Source organism: Streptomyces sp. NPDC085596 (assembly GCF_044541565.1).
Lineage (GTDB): Bacteria > Actinomycetota > Actinomycetes > Streptomycetales > Streptomycetaceae > Streptomyces.
The window spans coordinates 775,472-793,101 of record NZ_JBITTC010000002.1; the positions used below are offsets into that span (position 1 = coordinate 775,472).

At 72.3% G+C, this 17,630-nt stretch carries 12 protein-coding genes and 2 tRNA genes; 6 read left to right on the plus strand and 8 right to left on the minus strand.

Annotated features, from left to right (window positions below):
• The first annotated feature begins 111 nt into the window (after window positions 1-111).
• The 3 genes from ACIGA3_RS09070 to ACIGA3_RS09080 all read left to right on the plus strand — a co-directional run bounded on the left by ACIGA3_RS09070 (window position 112) and on the right by ACIGA3_RS09080 (window position 3,290).
• A complete protein-coding gene (locus ACIGA3_RS09070) occupies window positions 112-1,575 on the plus strand; it encodes an MFS transporter (protein WP_399712010.1) in 1,464 nt (487 codons plus the stop codon).
• 82 nt (window positions 1,576-1,657) lie between these two features.
• Complete coding sequence (locus tag ACIGA3_RS09075) at window positions 1,658-2,356, plus strand: hypothetical protein (protein ID WP_399712012.1); 699 nt, start codon at window positions 1,658-1,660, stop codon at window positions 2,354-2,356.
• 115 nt (window positions 2,357-2,471) lie between these two features.
• On the plus strand, window positions 2,472-3,290 hold the full coding sequence (locus ACIGA3_RS09080; RefSeq protein WP_399712014.1) for a helix-turn-helix domain-containing protein: 819 nt from the start codon (window positions 2,472-2,474) through the stop codon (window positions 3,288-3,290).
• 16 nt (window positions 3,291-3,306) lie between these two features.
• Here ACIGA3_RS09080 and ACIGA3_RS09085 read toward each other — a convergent pair whose 3' ends face one another.
• From ACIGA3_RS09085 to ACIGA3_RS09115, 7 genes are all read right to left on the minus strand, one after another.
• Window positions 3,307-3,714 (minus strand): nuclear transport factor 2 family protein, encoded by a 408-nt coding sequence (locus tag ACIGA3_RS09085; protein ID WP_399712016.1) that lies wholly within the window; start codon window positions 3,712-3,714, stop codon window positions 3,307-3,309.
• 68 nt (window positions 3,715-3,782) lie between these two features.
• Window positions 3,783-4,565, minus strand: a complete 783-nt coding sequence (locus ACIGA3_RS09090) for a thioesterase II family protein (RefSeq protein ID WP_399712018.1) — start codon at window positions 4,563-4,565, stop codon at window positions 3,783-3,785.
• 108 nt (window positions 4,566-4,673) lie between these two features.
• On the minus strand, window positions 4,674-6,230 hold the full coding sequence (locus ACIGA3_RS09095; RefSeq protein ID WP_399712019.1) for a long-chain-fatty-acid--CoA ligase: 1,557 nt from the start codon (window positions 6,228-6,230) through the stop codon (window positions 4,674-4,676).
• A gap of 87 nt (window positions 6,231-6,317) precedes the next feature.
• Window positions 6,318-12,686 carry an SDR family NAD(P)-dependent oxidoreductase gene (locus tag ACIGA3_RS09100; protein ID WP_399712021.1) on the minus strand — a complete coding sequence of 2,123 codons (6,369 nt, stop codon included), beginning with the start codon at window positions 12,684-12,686 and terminating at the stop codon, window positions 6,318-6,320.
• Window positions 12,687-12,720: 34 nt separating this feature from the next.
• On the minus strand, window positions 12,721-13,029 hold the full coding sequence (locus ACIGA3_RS09105; protein WP_381273597.1) for an acyl carrier protein: 309 nt from the start codon (window positions 13,027-13,029) through the stop codon (window positions 12,721-12,723).
• 207 nt (window positions 13,030-13,236) lie between these two features.
• Window positions 13,237-13,320: transfer RNA gene (locus ACIGA3_RS09110), tRNA-Gln, on the minus strand.
• Window positions 13,321-13,330: 10 nt separating this feature from the next.
• Window positions 13,331-13,414 (minus strand) — tRNA-Gln (locus tag ACIGA3_RS09115).
• A 175-nt stretch (window positions 13,415-13,589) separates the two neighbouring features.
• Between ACIGA3_RS09115 and ACIGA3_RS09120 the strand changes: the two genes are divergently transcribed.
• Window positions 13,590-14,594 (plus strand): bifunctional lysylphosphatidylglycerol flippase/synthetase MprF, encoded by a 1,005-nt coding sequence (locus ACIGA3_RS09120; protein ID WP_399712024.1) that lies wholly within the window; start codon window positions 13,590-13,592, stop codon window positions 14,592-14,594.
• Between the two features lie 46 nt (window positions 14,595-14,640).
• Complete coding sequence (locus ACIGA3_RS09125; RefSeq protein ID WP_381273594.1) at window positions 14,641-14,811, plus strand: hypothetical protein; 171 nt, start codon at window positions 14,641-14,643, stop codon at window positions 14,809-14,811.
• 66 nt (window positions 14,812-14,877) lie between these two features.
• On the opposite strand, the gene ACIGA3_RS09130 is transcribed toward ACIGA3_RS09125, so the two are convergent.
• Window positions 14,878-15,759: a BTAD domain-containing putative transcriptional regulator gene (locus ACIGA3_RS09130; RefSeq protein WP_399712026.1), complete on the minus strand. Its 882-nt coding sequence runs from the start codon at window positions 15,757-15,759 to the stop codon at window positions 14,878-14,880.
• Between the two features lie 403 nt (window positions 15,760-16,162).
• Here ACIGA3_RS09130 and ACIGA3_RS09135 point away from each other — a divergent pair, with 403 nt between their 5' ends.
• Window positions 16,163-17,620 (plus strand): sensor histidine kinase, encoded by a 1,458-nt coding sequence (locus ACIGA3_RS09135; protein ID WP_399712028.1) that lies wholly within the window; start codon window positions 16,163-16,165, stop codon window positions 17,618-17,620.
• Window positions 17,621-17,630: the final 10 nt, after the last annotated feature.

Genomic DNA, 17,630 nt, shown 5'->3' on the forward strand with positions numbered 1-17,630 from the left:
TGACCCCTCTGATCACCGGACGAGATTCTGGACGGGCACTCGGACACCTGTCTGCCCGGCCGCGGGCGAGCCGGGTTTCACACATCCTGTGATCGATCGGGAGTACGAAGAATGACCACCGAGACCAACCGCAGCCCCGCCGCGCCGCCACCGCCCGCACCGGCGGGCGGGAGTCCGGCCGTACCGCACCGGCTGATCCTGCCGACCGTGCTGGCCGGCGTCTTCATCACCACCCTCGACTTCTTCATCGTCAACGTCGCCATTCCCTCGTTGCAGACCGACCTGAAGGCGACCGCGTCCGCCATCGAATGGGTGGTCGCCGGATTCGGCCTGGCCTACGGCGTGGGCCTGATCACCGGCGGCCGTCTGGGCGACCTGTACGGCCGCCGCAAGATGTTCCTGCTGGGCCTGGGGCTGTTCACCGTCGCCTCGCTGCTCTGCGGCATCGCCGAGTCGGGCGGCTTCCTGGTCTTCTCGCGGGTGCTCCAGGGCCTCGCGGCCGCGTTGCTCGCGCCCCAGGTGCTGGCCCTGCTGGGCACGATCTTCACCGGTGCGGCACGGCTCAAGGTCTTCGCCGGCTACGGCCTGGCCATGGGACTCGCGGCCGTGTTCGGCCAGCTCATCGGCGGTCTGCTGATCGAGGCCGACATCGCCGGCTGGGGCTGGCGCTCCTGCTTCCTGGTGAACCTGCCGCTCTGCCTGATCATCATGGCGCTGACGGTGAAGGTGGTGCCCGAGGCGCGGGCCGAGGGACGGCCCAAGCTGGACCTCCTCGGCGTCGTCGTGGTCACCCTGGCCCTGGTCGCCCTGGTCCTGCCGTTGATCGAAGGCCGTGAGGCCGGCTGGCCGCTGTGGACCTGGCTGTCCCTGGGCGCGTTCGTCGTGCTGGTCGCCGTGTTCGTGAGCATCGAGCGGGCGATCGCCGGGAAGGGCGGTTCCCCGTTGGTGAACATCGCCATGTTCGGCGACCGCGCCTTCGTCGTCGGTCTCGCCTGCCAGCTGGTGTTCTGGATGGGCCAGGCGTCCTTCTTCCTGGTGCTCGCCCTGTACATGCAGGCCGGCCGGGGGCTGACCGCGCTGGAGGCGGGTCTGCTCTTCGCCGCCATCGGCGCGGGCTACATGTACACCTCGATGAACGCCACCAAGTTCGCCGCGAAGCTCGGACGCCAGGTGCTGGCCGTCGGTGCCCTGCTGATGGCCGTGGGCCTGGTGATCCTCGGGATCACGGTCGCCCGGCTCGGCGACGGCGGCAGCATCGCCTGGCTCATCCCCGGCCTGGTCATCGACGGCGCCGGCATGGGTCTGGCGGTCGCCCCGCTCGCCTCCACGGTGCTCGCCCGAGTCAACCCGCAGTACGCGGGCTCGGCCTCCGGCGTGCTCACCACCGGTCTGCAGATCGGCAACTCGATCGGCGTCGCGGTGATCGGCGTGATCTTCTACAACGCGCTGGGTGACGCGCCCGACACGTCGGCCTACGCCCACGCGTTCGACATGGGGATCGTCTTCCTCGTCGCGGTCGCCGCTGTCCTGGCCCTCCTGGTCCAGGCGCTGCCCAAGACGAACGACGGCAAGTGAACCACCCCCGGTGAACCCCCTGGGGCGGCGAATCCCCCGCGCCGCCCCAGGGTCTTCCGCTAGCGAGAGAGAGTGTGCGCACGTGAGTGCCAAGGAACTGCTGGACCGTTACGTCGCCGTCTGGAACGAGCCCGACCCCGCCGTCCGGCGAGCCGCGGTCGCCGCGCTGTGGACGCCGGACGGGCTGCACCACACGCAGACCCGCCGCTTCCAGGGCACCGAGGACCTGGTGGCCCGAGTGACCGAGGCCCACGACCAGTTCGTGGCCGGCCAGGGGCTGCGCTTCCGGGCCGGCGGCGAGCCGGTCGGTCACCACGGCGCGCTGGCCTTCAACTGGGTGATGACGCCGGGCGACAGCGAGAACGTGCTCGCCGTCGGCTTCGACGTGGTGCTGCTGGACGAGGACGGCCGGATCACCACCGACTACCAGTTCAACGAGCCGCCGGCCGCGGACGCCGGGCTCGACGCCCAGGCCGACCGGTACCTGGCCGCGGTGGCGGCCGGGGGCGAGGTGCTGCGCAAGGAGGTCGCCGACCTCTACCTGCCCGGCGCGCTCCTGGTCGACGAGGACGGCGTGCACGAGGGCGTGAAGGCCGTGGCCGCGGCGCTGGAGGCCGGCGGAGTGCGGCATCGGGCGGGCAGCGCCTCGGCACAGCACGACGCCTTCCGCCACCCGTGGCGCGCGGAGTCGGGCGAGACCGGTGTGGACCTGCTGCTCCGCGACACCCAGGGCCTGGTCCGCGCCCACTACCGCTTCCCCGGCGCGGGCGGGCGGGCCTGAGAACCCCCCGGCCCGCGGCGTGGCAAAGACGCGGCGGGCCGGGTGTCCACGGTTGTGCCTGACGCCGAGGATGATGCAGGGTGATGAGATGACCGAGGTGCAGGAAAGTCTGCAAGTGTCCCGTCCGGTGGGCGAACTGGTGCGCCGGTGGCGGGAACAGCGGGGCTACAGCCAGCTCGCCCTGGCGAGCCGGGCCGAGATCTCCGCCCGTCATCTCAGCTTCCTGGAGACCGGGCGGTCCAGGCCCAGCCGGGACATGGTGCTGCGGCTGGGCCGCCACCTCGACCTGGCGTTGCGCGAGCAGAACCAGCTACTGCTGGCGGCCGGCTACGCGCCCGCCTACACGGACTCCCCTCTGGACATTGCCGATATGCTTCCTGTGCGTGAGGCGCTCCGCCAGATCCTGACGGGCCACGAGCCCTTCCCCGCGCTCGTGGTGGACCGCAACTGGAACGTCGTGCTCAGCAACAGCGGCTTCCGGCTCTTCGCCGAAGGTGCCGCGCCCGAGCTGCTGCACCCCCCGGTCAACGCGCTCCGGCTGGCCCTGCACCCCAAGGGCATGCAGCCGAGGATCATCAACTTCCCCGAGTGGCGTGACCAGTTGCTCCAGCGGCTCCAGCGGCGCGTCGAACTGACCGCCGAGCCGGGGCTGACCGAGCTGTACCGGGAGCTGCTCGGCTATTCGGGCGGCAGCGAGCCGGCCCCCCGGCCCCGCACCGACCACACCGACCTCACATTGCCGCTGCGACTGCGGTACCGGGACGCGGAGCTCTCGCTGATCTGCACCATCGCCACCTTCGGCATGCCGCTGGACGTGACCGTCGCGGAGTTGGCCGTGGAGGCGTTCCTGCCGGCGGACGGGGTCACCGGCGAGCTGCTCAAGGGCCTGCACGCCGCCGCTCCCGCCGGGCAGGACCCGGCGGGAGCGGCGTAGGACGCGGGCGGGACGGTCAGTCCGTCCCGCCGGGGGCCGGCACGACGTAGGTCGGCGGGGTGTCGAAGTACTGGTGGTCGGAGAGGATCCGGCCCTGCTCGTCGAGCGTGACGAAGTCGAAGCCGACGGCCTCCAGGGCGCCGGTGGCCCCGGAGACCATCACCCAGTTGAACCGCAGGGTGTCGTGCTGCCCGCGGGCGTTCCCGCAGGAGCGGAAGGTGAAGCCGCCGGTGGCGTAGGCGTCGTGCGCGTACCCCACCTGGGTGGCGATGGCCTCGTGGCCGGTGACGACGGCGACGGCGTTGGCGTAGACGCCGTCGGGCGCCCACAGCTCCTCGACGGCCTTGCGCCGGGCGGCCGGGTCGGTCTCGGTCCAGACCGCGACGTAGCGGTCGGCGAAGGCGTTGGGTTCGGTCCTGGACACGCGAGGCTCCTTCAGTACGGGCGTTCGGGCGGGGTCAGTGGGCCGGTAGTACGGGCGTTCGGGCGGGGTCAGTGGGCCGGCCGGGTCGCGGCGGCCCGGCCGAGCAGCAGGCGGACGAAGTCGGCGGTGATCGAAGTGGTCTGCTCGTGGACGAAGAAGTGGCCGCCCCGGAATAGGCGGTTGCCGAGGTACGACCGGGTCCGCGGCACCCAGGAGGCCATGGACTCGGGGTCGACCAGCGGGTCCTTGTCGGCGCTGTAGGTGACGATGGGACAGGGCACCTCCGCGTCGTCGTCCCGGTAGCTGGCGCAGACCTCCAGGTCGGCGCGCATGGCGGGCATCATCATGCCGAGGGCCTCGGAGTCGTTGAGGACGGCCTCGGGCAGCGAGCCCAAGCCGCGGGCCCAGTCGACGAGCTCGCTCTGCGGCACCCGGAGCTGTTCGGGGGGCGGGGTGCGGAAGCCCTTCGGGGCCCACGCGGAGGCTCCCAGCAGCACCGGCGGCCGCTCCCCGCGCTCGTGCAGCTCGACGGTCACGCGGTAGCCGACGAGGGCGCCCATGCAGTGGCCGAAGACCGCGTACGGGCGGTCGTCGAGTTCGGCGGCGAAGGCGTCGGCGAGGGTCTGCACCAGCGGTTCGATGTCGGTGAACATCTGCTCGCCGTAACGTTCCTGACGACCCGGCAGCTGGACGCACTGGACGGAGACGTCGGCGGGGATCTGCACCGGCCAGTCGTGGTAGATGGACGCGCCGCTGCCCGCGTAGTGCAGCAGAAAGATCCGGGTTCCGGCGTCGGGTGCGCTCTCCGGCAGGAACCAGCGGTCCGCGAGGGCGGCGACCGGCTCGGTCATCGTGCTCCTTCAGGTGGTGGGAACCGGGGGTCCGGCCGCCGTCGGCGGGACCCCCGGGAGGGGCCGCCCGGCGGCGGCCGGCGTGCGGGGCGGGGCGGGACGGCCCGGTCAGCCCGCGGCGGCGTACCGCTGGCGCAGCTCGCGGCGCAGCACCTTGCCGGTGGGGTTGCGGGGCAGGACGTCCAGGAACTCGTAGCTGGTGGGGATCTTGAAGTCGGCGAGCCGGCCGCGCAGGAAGAGCATCAGAAGGCGGCCGCTCGTCTCGGTGCCGGGCGCGAGGACCACGCAGGCCCGCACGGTCTCGCCCCAGCGGGCGTCGGGGACCCCCACCACGGCCACGTCGGCGACGGCGGGGTGGGCGCGCAGGGCGTTCTCCACCTCGACCGGGTAGATGTTCTGGCCGGCGACGATGATCGTGTCGTTGATCCGGTCGCAGAGGAAGAGGTAGCCGTCCTCGTCGAGGTAGCCGGCGTCGCCGAGCCTGAGCCAGCCGTCCTCCAGGGTGCGGGCGGTGGCCTCCGGCTGGCGGAAGTACTCGACGAAGTGGGCCGGCGTCCGGACGGTGACCTGGCCGATGCTCCCGGCGGGCAGTTCCTTGCCGTCTTCGTCGAGGATCCGGACCTCGTTGCCGGGGCAGACCCGGCCGGCGGAGGTCAGCCGCGCGTTGTCTCGCGCGTGGTCGGCCGGAGTGAGGCAGGTGACGACGCTGCCGGTCTCGGCGGCGGCGTACATCTGGGCCAGCTCGCAGCCGAACACGGTGAGGCAGCGCTCCAGCTGGGAGGGCGAGATGGGCGCGCCGCCGTAGACGACCTTGCGGAGCGAGGCGAACGTCCCGGGGCCGGCCCCGGGCTCTGCCATCATCATGTCGAGCATGGCGGGAGCGGCCCAGACGGTGGTGACGCGGTGCTCGGGGACGAGCCGGACGGCGTCGTCGGCCATGAACACGCTCATGATCACCGAGGTGGCGCCGACGTTGAAGGCGTGCATGAACCAGGCCATGCCGGCCGAGTGCAGGCCGGGGAAGCAGATCAGCGTCCGGTCCTCGGGCCGCCAGTCGATCCAGTCGCAGTCGGCCTGCCGCATGTTCTCGATGAAGGTGAAGAAGGTGCGGTGGGCGAGAACCACGCCCTTGGGCAGGCCGCTGGTGCCGCTGGTGTACATCTGCACCATCGGGTCGTCGGGGGCGGTCGCCGCGGTGACGTCGGTCTCCGGGGCCTCGCCCTTCCAGGCGAGGAAGCCCTCGGCGGGGTGGTTGTCGCCGTCGAAGCGGAGGACGTCGCGCAGCTGCGGCAGCCCGTCGCGGACCCGCTCGACGGCGGGCAGGAACTCGCCCTGGGCGAAGACCGCGCGGGCGCCGGAGTCGCGCAGGATGTGGTCCACCTCGTCGGCGGTCAGCCGCCAGTTGATGGGGACCAGCACCACGCCGGTCTTGGCGCAGCCCAGGACGAGGTCGTAGTAGTGCTCGTCCTCCCGGCCCAGGTAGGCGACGCGGTCGCCGCGGGTGAGGCCGGCGGCGATGAGGGCGTGGGCGGTGCGGTTGCTCGCCCGGTGCAGTGCGGCGTACGTGACGTGCCGGCCGTTGCAGATGATCGCCGGATGGTCCGGCCGGCGGGCCGCGTGCAGCGAGGAGCGGGCGCCGATGGTGTCCGTGCTCGGTCCGGCCACGGAGGTCTCCTTTTCGGTGTGCCGGGGTCAGGGGGGTACGGGACGAGCGGCACGCCCGGGCCGCGACGGGCCCGGGCACGCCGCTGGTCAGGTCGCGGCCTCGGCGGTTCCCGTGAGCTGCTGCTCCAGGAAGGCCGCGAGCTGGGCCGGCGACGGGTGCTCGAAGGCCAGCTGGGGCGGGAGCGGCAGCCGCAGCGCCGCCTCCAGCGTGTTCTTCAGCTCCACCGCCACCAGGGAGTCCAGCCCCAGATTGACGAACTCGGCATAGGAGTCGATGGAGTCGGGGTCGTCCAGGTGGAGCACGTCGGCCGTCTTCACCCGGACGAACTCGTCGAGCGCGGCGAGCCGTTCGGCCTGGGGCTGCCGGCGCAGGACGTCCAGGTCGAGGGTGAGCGACGCCCCGCCGCCGGGCTGGACGAGCCGCTCGTAGAGCGCGTTGCGCACCGGCTTGGCGGCGGTGAACCGGTCCCAGTCCGCCTCGCCGACCACGATCTGGCTCAGCGGGCGACCGAGCACCGAAGCGAGGGCGCGGGCGCCGCGGCCGGGCGAGAAGAGCTTGATGCCTTCGTCCTCCCAGCGGCGGATCAGCGCCTCGCCCAGCCGGGCCGACATGCCGACCTCGGCCCACGGGCCCCAGTTGACCGACAGGGCGGGCAGGCCCTGGGCCGACCGCCAGGCCATCAGCGTGTCCAGGAAGGAGTTGGCGGCGGCGTAGTTGGACTGGCCGGGGGCGCCGACCACCGGGGCAGCCGACGAGAAGCCGACGAAGAACTCCAGCTCCGGGAAGGCCACGGCCGCCTCGTGCAGCAGCCAGGAGCCGTAGACCTTCGCCCGGAAGACGGTGTCCAGGGTCTGCCAGGTCTGGTCTGCGACGGGCTGGTCGGCGGTGGTGCCCGCCGCGTGGACGATGCCGCCGACCGGGGTGTCGGAGCGGAGCAGTTCGGCGGTGATGCGGCCGACGTCCGCCGGGTCGGAGACGTCGCCGGTCATGACGGTGACCTCGGCCCGTTCCCGCAGCCGTTCCAGCAGGTGGGCGACGTCGGGAGCAGGTTCGGCGTGCCGCCCGACCAGGGCCAGCTTGCGGGCGCCGAGGTCGACCAGCTTCTCCCCCGCGATCAGTCCGAGGCCGCCGAGGCCGCCGGTGATCAGGTAGACGTGGTCGGACCGGATGTCGATGGTGCGCGGCTCGGCGGCCGACGGGTCGTCGAACTCGATGACCAGCTTGCCGATGTTGGCGCCGCGGCTGAGGACGCCGAACGCCTCCTCGACCTCGTCGAGGGTGTAGGCGGTGACGGGCAGCGGCGGCAGGTCGCCCTTCTCCACCAGCTCCACGATCACCCGCATGATCTCCTGGTTGAGCGGGATCAGGCGGTCCTGCGGGAGTTCGCTGAGGTCGAAGTTGAAGTACGACACGTCGGGCCGCTCGGCGGCGACCTGCTCCGGGGTCCAGGCGCCGACCTTGCCCAGCTCGACGAACCGGCCGTCCCGGCCGAGGGACTTCATCCCGGCGGGGATGAAGTCCTTGTTGAGGCTGTTGAGGACGATGTCGACGCCCTGCCCGCCGGTGATCCGCGCGATCTCGTCGGCGAAGTCCAGCGTGCGGGAGTTCATCACGTGCTCGACGCCCTGCTCGCGCAGGAGCGGCCACTTGTGGGGGCTGGCGGTGGCGAAGACCTCCGCCCCGGCGAGCCGGGCGAGGTGGGTGGCCGCCTGGCCGACGCCGCCGGCCGCCGCATGCACGAGGACGCGGTCGCCGGCCTTCATGCCGGCCAGCCGGTGCAGGGCGTAGTAGGCGGTGACGTACACCGAGACGAGGCCGGCGGCCTGGGCGGCGTCCAGCCCGGCGGGCTTGCGCACGGCGACCGCCGAGGGCACGGTGACCCGTCGGCGCATCAGGCCGAGGTAGTTGACGATCACCTCGTCACCGGGGGCGAAGGCGGCGTCCGGGCCGGCCGCGACGACCGTGCCGGAGCACTCGAAGCCGAGCGGCTGCTCGCCGAACTCCTTCATCATGCCGAGGGCGTTGAGTACGTCCTTGAAGTTGAGGCCGACGGCCGCCACCTGGACCTGGATCTCGTCGCCGGTGGGCGCGGTCTCCTCGACCCGCTCGGGCCGGATGCCGGAGAAGGTGCCGTACTCCTTGACGGCGAGCCCGAACGCGTTGTCCCGGCGGGCCCGGGCGTCGTCGGCGACCAGCCGCCGCACGTGGCGGTGTCCGCCCCGGTACGCCACCTGGAAGTCGCCGGTCTCGCGCGAGGTCAGCTCCGTGACGAGCGCGTCCGGACCGGTGCCGTCGGCGGGCAGGTCGACGAGGGTGGTCCGGTAGGAGGGGTACTCGTTGAGCATCACCGCTCCGAAGCCCCACAGCGAGCTGCCGCCGAGCCGGACCCGGACCGGGTCGTCCCCGCGCAGCACCTGGGACTCCTCGGTGACCAGCCACAGCCGCTGGTCGCGGCCGAAGCCCTGCCGGTCGAGCACGGCGAGCAGGGCCAGCAGGCGGCCGTAGTTCCGCTCCGCCTCCGCCCGCAGGGCGTCGGCGCCGCCGGTGTCCGGGCCTGAATGCCAGAACCAGCAGACATCGGTGATCCGCTCCTGGGCGAGCACGGCGCCGGCCTCGGCGGCGTCGTCGGCGAAGAGCAGCCGGCCGCCGTCCGCGGCGATCCGGGCCGCGGCCTGCTGGAAGCCCTCGGCGGTCCGTCCCACCAGCAGGACGCGGCGGTCGGTGGTGCCGTCGGGGCCGGCCGCCGAGCGCTTGGTCCAGCGCAGCTGATGGAAGAAGCTCCGCCGGGACGCGCCCGGCGTCTCGGCGAGCTGCTTGAGGCCGAGGCCGCGCAGCTCCATGACCGGCTCGTCCCCCTCCAGCACCAGGACGTCGGCGCAGACGTCGACGTCCGGTGAGTCGGCCGGGACGAGCCGCAGCAGGGTGCGCAGCGAGGCGGCGCGCGGCTTCCGGAAGAGGGTGAAGCGGCCGAAGCGGACCGGCAGGTAGGAGTTGCCATCGTCGGCGAGGGCGCCCATGTTGTGCATGGCCGCGTCGAGGAGGGCCGGCGGGACGTGCTCCAGCGGTCCGGCGGTCACGCCGCCCAGGTCGCCGACGGTCAGCCCGCTCGGGAAGCGGGTGACGGAACGCATCAGCCGGAACGCGGGGCCGTAGTCGAGACCGGCGCCGGCGTAGGCGGCGTACACGTCGTCGGCGCGCAGGTGGTCCTCGGGCCGCTCGTCCCGGCCGGCGAGGCCGACCAGGTCGCGGGCGGCCTCGCTGGGGCCGTCCTGCGCCTCGTCGGCGGCCGGGAGGACGGCCGTGGCGTGGAGCCGCTCGACCTCGTCGGCGCCGCTGCCGGTGACGCTGACCACCTCGACGACCGAGGTGCCGTCCCCGGCGGGGAGCAGCCGGGTGCGCAGCCGGGTCGGGGCGCCCTCGTCGAGCAGCAGCGCCTCGCGGAGGGCGACGTCCCGGACGGCCCGGCGGGTGTGGCCGAGCACGGCGTCCTGGAGGGCGAGGACGATCTCGAGGTAGCCGGTGCCGGGGAAGACGACCTTGCCCATCGCCACGTGGTCGGCGAGGTAGCCCGGCCGGTCGGCGGCGATCGCGGTGGAGAACTCGCGCACGCCGGCGGCGCGCTGTTCGTCGGTGCTCGTCTCAGCGCCGAGCAGCGGGTGGTGGACGCCGCTGGTGTCGGCGACACGGGCGCCCAGGCCGTGCCGGTTGGGGCCGGTCGGCAGCCAGTACCGCTTGCGGTCGAAGGCGTAGCCGGGCAGGGAGACAGTGCGGCGCTCACGGCCGGAGTGGAAGCCGGTCCAGGAGAGGGAGAAGTTGGCCGTGTAGAGCTGGGCCACGGCGTTGCGGACGGTCCGGCCGTCGGTGTCCTGCGGGTGCAGGCTGGCCACCCACAGGTGGTCCTGGGCCGTGACGCACTGCTTGGCGGGGGCGCTCAGGCCCAGCGAGGGGCCGATCTCGACCATGACGTGCCGGCCGCGGCGCTCCACCGTGCGCATGCCCTTGGCGAACTCGACGGGGGCGCCGATGTGCCGCACCCAGTAGTCGGGGGTGCCGATGTCGCGGAAGCGGGCGATCTCGCCGGTGACGTTGGAGATCAGGGTGAGCTCGGGGTCGCGGAAGGTGATGTCCGCGATCTCGGCGCGGAATGCCTCGTACACCTCCTCCATCAGCGGGGAGTGGAAGGCATGCGACACGGTCAGCCGCTTGACGCGCAGGCCGCGGCCGGCGAAGGCGTCGACGGCCTCGCGCAGCGACTCCTCGCCGCCGGATATCACCGTCTGCTCGGGCGAGTTGACGCCCGCGACGGCCAGATCCGGGTACTTCTCCAGGAGCGGGGCGACCTCGTCCACGGGCGCGCCGACGGCGGCCATGCCGCCCGGTGCGGTGACGGACTGCATCAGCCGGGCGCGGGCGGCCACCAGGGTGGTCGCGTCCTCCAGGTCGAAGAGGCCGGCGACGGCGGCGGCGGTGACCTCGCCGATGCTGTGGCCGATCAGGACGTTGGGCCGCAGCCCCCAGGACATCCACAGTTTGGCCAGGGCGTATTCGAGGGTGAAGAGGGCGGGCTGCGCGTAGAGGGTCCGGTTCAGCTCCTCGGCGGCCCGCTCCCCGGTGGCGAACACCAGCTCGCGCACCGAGCGGCCCAGCTTGGCCGTGAACAGCTCGTCGCAGGCGTCGACGTGGGCGGCGAAGACCGGGAACTGGCGGTAGAACGCGGCGCCCATGCCGGTGTACTGCGAGCCCTGGCCGGCGAAGAGGAACGCGGTCTTGCGCACGGCGTCGCGGCGGCCGGCCGCTTCGGCGGTCTCGGCGTGCCGGGCCAGCAGGGCGGTCAGCGAGGCGTGGTCGGTGACGACGCCGCCGATCCGGTGGGGGAAGTGGCTGCGGCCGACGTTGGCGGTGTAGCAGAGGTCGCCGAGGTCGAGCTCCGGGTCGTTCGCCAGGTGCTGCTGGTAGCGCTCGATCTGGAGGGCGAGCGAGCGGCGCGACTTGGCGGACAGGGTGAAGACGTGCCCGCCCTCGTCGGCGGTGTCCGCGCCGGAGCCGTCCCGCGGCTCGGCGCCGGGGGCGGCGGGCGGTTCCTCGATGACGGCAGCGGCGATGCTGCCGGCGAAGCCGAAGCTGTTGACGACGGCCCGCCGGGTGCCGTCGGCCTTCCAGGGGCGGGGCTCGGTCGGCACCGTGACCGGGATGTTGTCCCACGGGATGCGCCCGGAGGGGGTGCTGAAGTTGACGTGGGGGAAGATCGTGCCGTCCTGGAGCTGGAGGACTGTCTTGATCACGCCCGCGATGCCGGCGACCGGCTCCGTGTGGCCGATGTTGGTCTTCACCGAGGCGACCGTGACCGGCCGCTCCCCGGTGTGCGAGTCGGCGAAGACGTCGCTGATGGCGCCCATCTCGATCGGGTCGCCGAGCGGGGTGCCGGTGCCGTGCGCCTCGACGTACTGGATGTCGGAGGGGGTGAGGCTGCCGTTGCGGAGCGCGGCACGGATCACGGTCTCCTGGGCGGTGCCGTTGGGCACAGTCAGGCCGGCGCTCTCGCCGTCCTCGCCGATGGCAGTGCCGCGGATGAGGGCGAGGATCCGGTCGCCGTCGCGCTGGGCGTCCGACAGCCGCTTGAGCACCAGGACGGCGCAGCCCTCGGCGCGCACGTAACCGTCGGCGTCCTCGTCGAAGGTCTTGCAGCGCCCGTCCGGCGCCAGCATGTTGGCGTGCGAGAACATCACGAAGATGCGCGGGTGGTGGAGGCAGTTCACCGCACCGGCCAGCGCGATGTCGCAGGCGCCGCTGCGCAGCCCCTCCACGGCCAGGTGGGTCGCGGTGAGCGAGGAGGCGCACGCGGTGTCCACGGTGAGGCTCGGGCCGCGCAGCCCGAAGAAGTACGAGAGCCGCCCGGAGAGCGGGAAGAGCGTGATGCCGGCTGCGAGGTGGCCGTCCAGCTCCTCGTAGGGCAGGCCCTCCATCTCCAGGGCGTAGTCGATGGAGCTGGCGCCGATGTAGACGCCGCCGTTGCCGTGCCGCAGGGTGGCCGGGTTGATGTTGGCCTGTTCCAGGGCCTGCCAGGCCGTCTCCAGCAGCAGCCGCTGCTGGGGGTCGACGAAGGCGGCCTCCTTGGGCGAGATGTTGAAGAACTGAGCGTCGAACTGGTCTATCCGGTCGAGGAATCCGGCGCCGGTCGTCCTGACCTTGCCCCGTTCCCGCTCGCCGTCCGGGCCGGTGTCGGCCTCGTCCGGGCGCGGGGTGAGCGCGGACACGTTCCAGCGGTCCTCGGGCACGGGGCGGATGCCGTTGCCCCCCGCCCGCAGGAACTCGGTGAAGTCCTCGGGCGACTCGTTGCCGCCCGGCAGGCGGAAACCCATGCCGACGAGCGCGATCGGTTCGTGCTGCGGGCCGGCGGTCGCCACCGCGCCGGGCCCACTGTTCTCGGACGCCGCAGTGCTCGACGTTTTCGACATGACGGTCTTCCCTCTTCTCGGTGGCCCACAGCGGTCACGGCATGAGGTCGTCGAGCACCTCGTCCGTCAGGTACTCGATGAGGTCTTCGATGGTCGGCCTGTTGAACAGGACGTTCGTATTCAAGGTGCATCCGAGCACCTTCTCCAGCCGGGCCTTCACCTCCATGAGCCGCAGGGAGGTGAAGCCCAGGGAGAAGTAGCTCTGATCGGTGGGGAACATTTCGTCGCCGCCCATGAGAAGGACGTCCCTGAACTCCGCGACGACAATGTTCTCGAGGAATTCTGACCGCTCGGACCGGGGAAGCGAGGAGAGTTGCTCCACCGCCGGGGCCTGTTCGCTCATCGCATGCTCCGTAGTACGGAAAGGCGGGCAGGAAAGGGCAGTTGGGAGGCTGGACGGGACGATCGAATCAGCCCGCCCTGACGCCTTCCTGACCGGTGGCTGATACCGGCCGGATCCGCGCACACGACCGGGCCGGGCGGGCCGGCCTCTCCCCGATCCGCCCGGGGTGCCGGCCCGCCCGGCCCGGTCGGGGGGCATGCCACTGCGCGGAGAGGGCAGGATTCGAACCTGCGCGGGCCCGAAGACCCGACCGTCAGACGGCCCCCGATAAACCACTCCGGGCACCTCTCCAAGAACTACGCGGAGAGGGCAGGATTCGAACCTGCGCGGGCCCGAAGACCCGACCGTCAGACGGCCCCCGATAAACCACTCCGGGCACCTCTCCCTGTGTTCGTTCCGGTTCCCCGTCCCGCTCACAGGAATAACTGTGCCAGGCCCCGCTGACATCACACTGACGCTTCCCTGACACCGTTCTCCGGATTTCATTCCGCTCTACCGGCGCTCTATTCGGCGGTGCTCTACTTCCCCGGGACAAGCCGCGTCACCTAGGAAGGACCACTGTGTCGACGACAAGCGCATCGAGTCTGGACAATCCCGTCCTGCGGGCCATCAAGACACACGCTCAGGCCGACAATCCAAGCTCGTTCCTGGCGCTCAACACCGGGAACGACGTCTTCACGCTCCCCGGCGTCGACGGTGTGGCCGTCCACCGCCGGACCGGGCGGCACCTGGTGCAGTTCGGCGGCCCGTTCGCCGCCCCCGACGCCTACGGCGAGCTGCTCGCCGGCCTCCGGGCGCACGCCCGCGAGGAGAAGCTGGAGCTGGTGGCCGTGCAGCTCCAGCGGGCCGACGCCGAGCTGTACCGGGAGGCCGGCTTCACGGTCAACCAGATCGGCGCCTCCTGGGCGGTACACCTGCCCGAGTTCACCCTGCGGGGCACCCGCTTCATGCAGCTGCGCAACAAGATCTCGCGCGCGCTGCGCAGCGGCCTGGTCGTCAAGGAGGTGCCCGCGTCCGAGTGCGAGGAGGCACTGAGCACGATCGACCGGGCCTGGCTGGGGTCGAAAGGCGAGCACGCACGGCCTCTGGAGTTCCTGGTGGGCCAGGTGGGCGGCCCCGCGCAGGAGCTGCGCCGGCTCTTCGTCGGCAGCATCGACGGCGAGCCGGTGAGCTACATCTCGTACTCGCCCGTCTACGGCGGCCGGAGCGGCTGGATGCACGATCTCAGCCGCCGGGTGCCGGGCGGCTCGCCCGGGCTGATGGAGGCCATCAACGCCGCGGCCATCGAGACCTTCGTCGGCGAGGGCGTGGAGTGGCTGCACTTCGGCTTCACCCCGTTCACCGGCCTCGCCGAGGAGAACGAGCTCCCCGGTCACAGTCCGTCGTTCCAGTGGCTCATGCACTTCCTGTGGGCCGAGGGCGCCGCGCTGTACCCGGCCCAGACCCAGCTGGACTACAAGGAGAAGTGGGCCCCGCACGCGACGCTGCCCGAGTACGTGGCCTTCGACGGACCCGCGTCCCTCGCCGGCTTCGCCCACATCTTCCGTGCCTGCAACGCGTTCTGACGCTCCATCGGCAAACCCGCCGAAAACGACGACCGAGGAGGACCACATGACGATCGCCGCCCGTGACCCCCGTTCCACCGACGAACTCAGGAAGGCGCTGGTGGAGTCGCTGATGGCGATGATCGGTGCCCCCGACGACGTGCCCACGGCCGAGACGGCCGCCGCCACCCTGCGCACCCTCGACGGGCGGCTGGCCGACGAGGCAGGTCCCCGCTGACCGCGGGTGGTCGCGGCCGGTACGCACGACGGGGCCGCGGCCCCGTCGTGCGTACCGGCGGCCGGCTCAGACCGCCGAGGGCAGGGCCCGCCCGGCCCGCAGCGGCACGCTGGGAAGGAGGCCGGACGGCGCGTCCAGGAGCACGTCGGCCGCGACCATCGACTCGTACAGCCGCCGGACGGGGGCGCTCGGCTCGATGCCGAGTTCCACGTCCAGCGTGTGCCGCAGCCGCTGGTAGGTCTGGAGGGCCTGCCAGACCCGGCCCGAGGCGTACTGCGCCGCCATGTACTGCGCGTGCAGCCCCTCGTGCAGGGGGTGCTGCGCCGAGAGCGCGGCCAGCTCGCTGAGCACCCTGCCGTGCCGCCCCAGCCGCAGGTCGGCGGCGATGCGGCTCTCCAGCGCGGTCATCCGCGCCTCCTCCAGCCGCAACACCTCGATCTCCAGTTCCAGACCGGTCCGGACGTCGACCAGGGCCGGGCCCCGCCACAGGGCGAGCGCCTGCCCCAGAAGGGTGGAGGCTGCGGCGAAGTCCCCGGCGGTGAAGGCCGCCTGGCCGATTTCCTGAAGCCGTTCGAACTCCTGGGTGTCGACCGTGCCGGGCTCGATGTCCAGCTGGTATCCGCCGTGGCGGGTGACGAGCACCTCCTTCGCGTGCAGCTGGTCGGCCGCGACGGGCCGGGCGGCCGCGCCGATGAGCAGGGGGTCGTCCGGCGCGGTCAGCGCCTGCTCCAGCAGTCGCCGCAATTTCAGGATGTACGTCTGGAGCGTGGTCGGCGCGCTGCGCGGCGGCCGGTCCCCCCAGACCTCCTCCATCAGCGTCGCCGTGGTGACGATGCCGCCCGCGCGCAGCGCGAGCAGGGCGAGGATCTGCCGCGGCTTGGCAGCGCTGGGGACTATGGACCCGTGGTGTTCCTGTGCGACGAACGGACCGAGGAGCTTGACCTGCACCGCTGATCCGCCTCCCTCCGTTGACTGGTCACGCCTGGCGGGTTACCCGGGCCGTGGTGGACCGCGGCTCAGGGAGATCGCGGCACCGGACACAGCACGTCCAGCCTGGAAGGCGCCGCCGTTTCACACCAGTGAGGGCGTCTTCACTCGGGCGGGAGAATCACCTCCGGAAAACGTGAGGAACACACGTCCGGCCCGTGACGGATTCCCTTCCCGGCCCGCCCCCGGGGCAGGCCGAAAAATGCCCTGTCGAAAAGAAGCCTCTCTCTGGTGTGCGGAGGCGTACGTATGCTGTCCGCGATCATCTGTTCGCATTGTGACGGGGGTTACGATGGGCGGTACGGGAAAGTCCACGAGCGATGACCTGCACACGGGGACGGCCGGTTCCGAACCCGGCGAGAGAGTGCCGTCACCCCGCCTGGCCACCTACCTCCTGTACGCGGTACTGGCCGGATCCCTCGCCCAAGTGGCGCTCGGAGCCTGGAAATCCGGGGCCCGCCCGGTCCAACTGGCGCTGTGCGTCCTGTGTTTCACCCTGCTCTGTGCGCTGCAGGTCCTGCACGCGCGGCCGCGACCGAGCGACGGCAGATGGCGGTCCCGGACCGTCACGCTGTCCGCGCAGGTCCTGCTCACCTACGTGCCGCTGCCCTGGCTGGGAAACCCCTGGGAGACGGCCGGCGACTTCCTCGGCGTCTCGGTCCTCCTCCTGCTGCCCTCGCGGCTGAAATGGCACGCCTTCTCGGCGGTACTGACGGGCAACCTGCTGATCGTGGGCGCCCGGCACGGCGGTCCCCTGCTCGTGGCCTCCACCGCCTCGACGGCGCTCGTCACCAGCCTCGCGCTCTACGCCGTCAGCCGGATGACCTGGCTGACGTCCGAACTCCGCCGGGCGCGGGCGCGGCTGGACAGCGCGGTCTTCCAAGAGCGCCGGCGGTTCGCCCGGGACCTGCACGACCTGCTCGGTCACAGCCTCTCGGCGATCACCCTCAAGACCGAGGTGGCGCTGCGGCACGCCCCGCTCCGGCACGAGAGGATCCACGAGGAGCTGACGTCGATCCTCGCGACCTCCCGCAGCGCCCTCGCCGACGTGCGGCGCACGGCGTACGGCTACCAGTCGCTGTCGCTCGCCGTCGAACTGGAGTTATGCGTGGACACGCTCCGGTCCGCCTCGCTCAAGGTGGACCTGCGCGCCTCAACGGCGCCACCGGAGGGCCGGGCCGGCACCGTCCTCTCCATCGTGCTGCGTGAGGCGGTGACCAACATGCTCCAGCACAGCAAGGTGCGGCACTGCGCGATCGACCTGGAGCGTGCGGACCGCCGCGTACGGCTGCGGATCGTCAACGACGGCGTGGACCCGGACGACTCCGCCCTCCCGGCGGCGGACGCCCCGGGCGGCTGCGGCCTGGCGAATCTGGAGGCCCGGCTGTCCGCCGTCGGCGGCGTCCTCACCGCCGTCCGCGGTGCCGGCGGCCGCTTCGAGGTGACGGCCGAGATCCCGGACGCCCCCGACGACCGCCCGGCCCACGCCGACGGCGGCGAGGGCTGGACGGGGCGCGGCCGGACCCCGGACAGCCTGCCGGGGAACGACCGGATCACCCGGAACGGTCATGCCCTGGGCGGGCGGGGCGGAGGGGAGCCCGCGCCGGACGGGCGGGCCGGTGAACTCCGTGCCGGGGACGGGCGGCGGGGAGCGCGGCGGGCCGGGGGGGACGACGGACGGTGGCGGCGGCCGGAGCAGGAGGTGCAGCGGGGCGAGCCCGGGCGAGCGCCGGCCAGTGCTGCGGCGCCGTGCGACCGGCCCTGCGGTCGGGAGAACCCGGGCTGGGTCCCGGCATCCCGGACCTCGCCGGCCGAGCAGTGACAGACGCTAC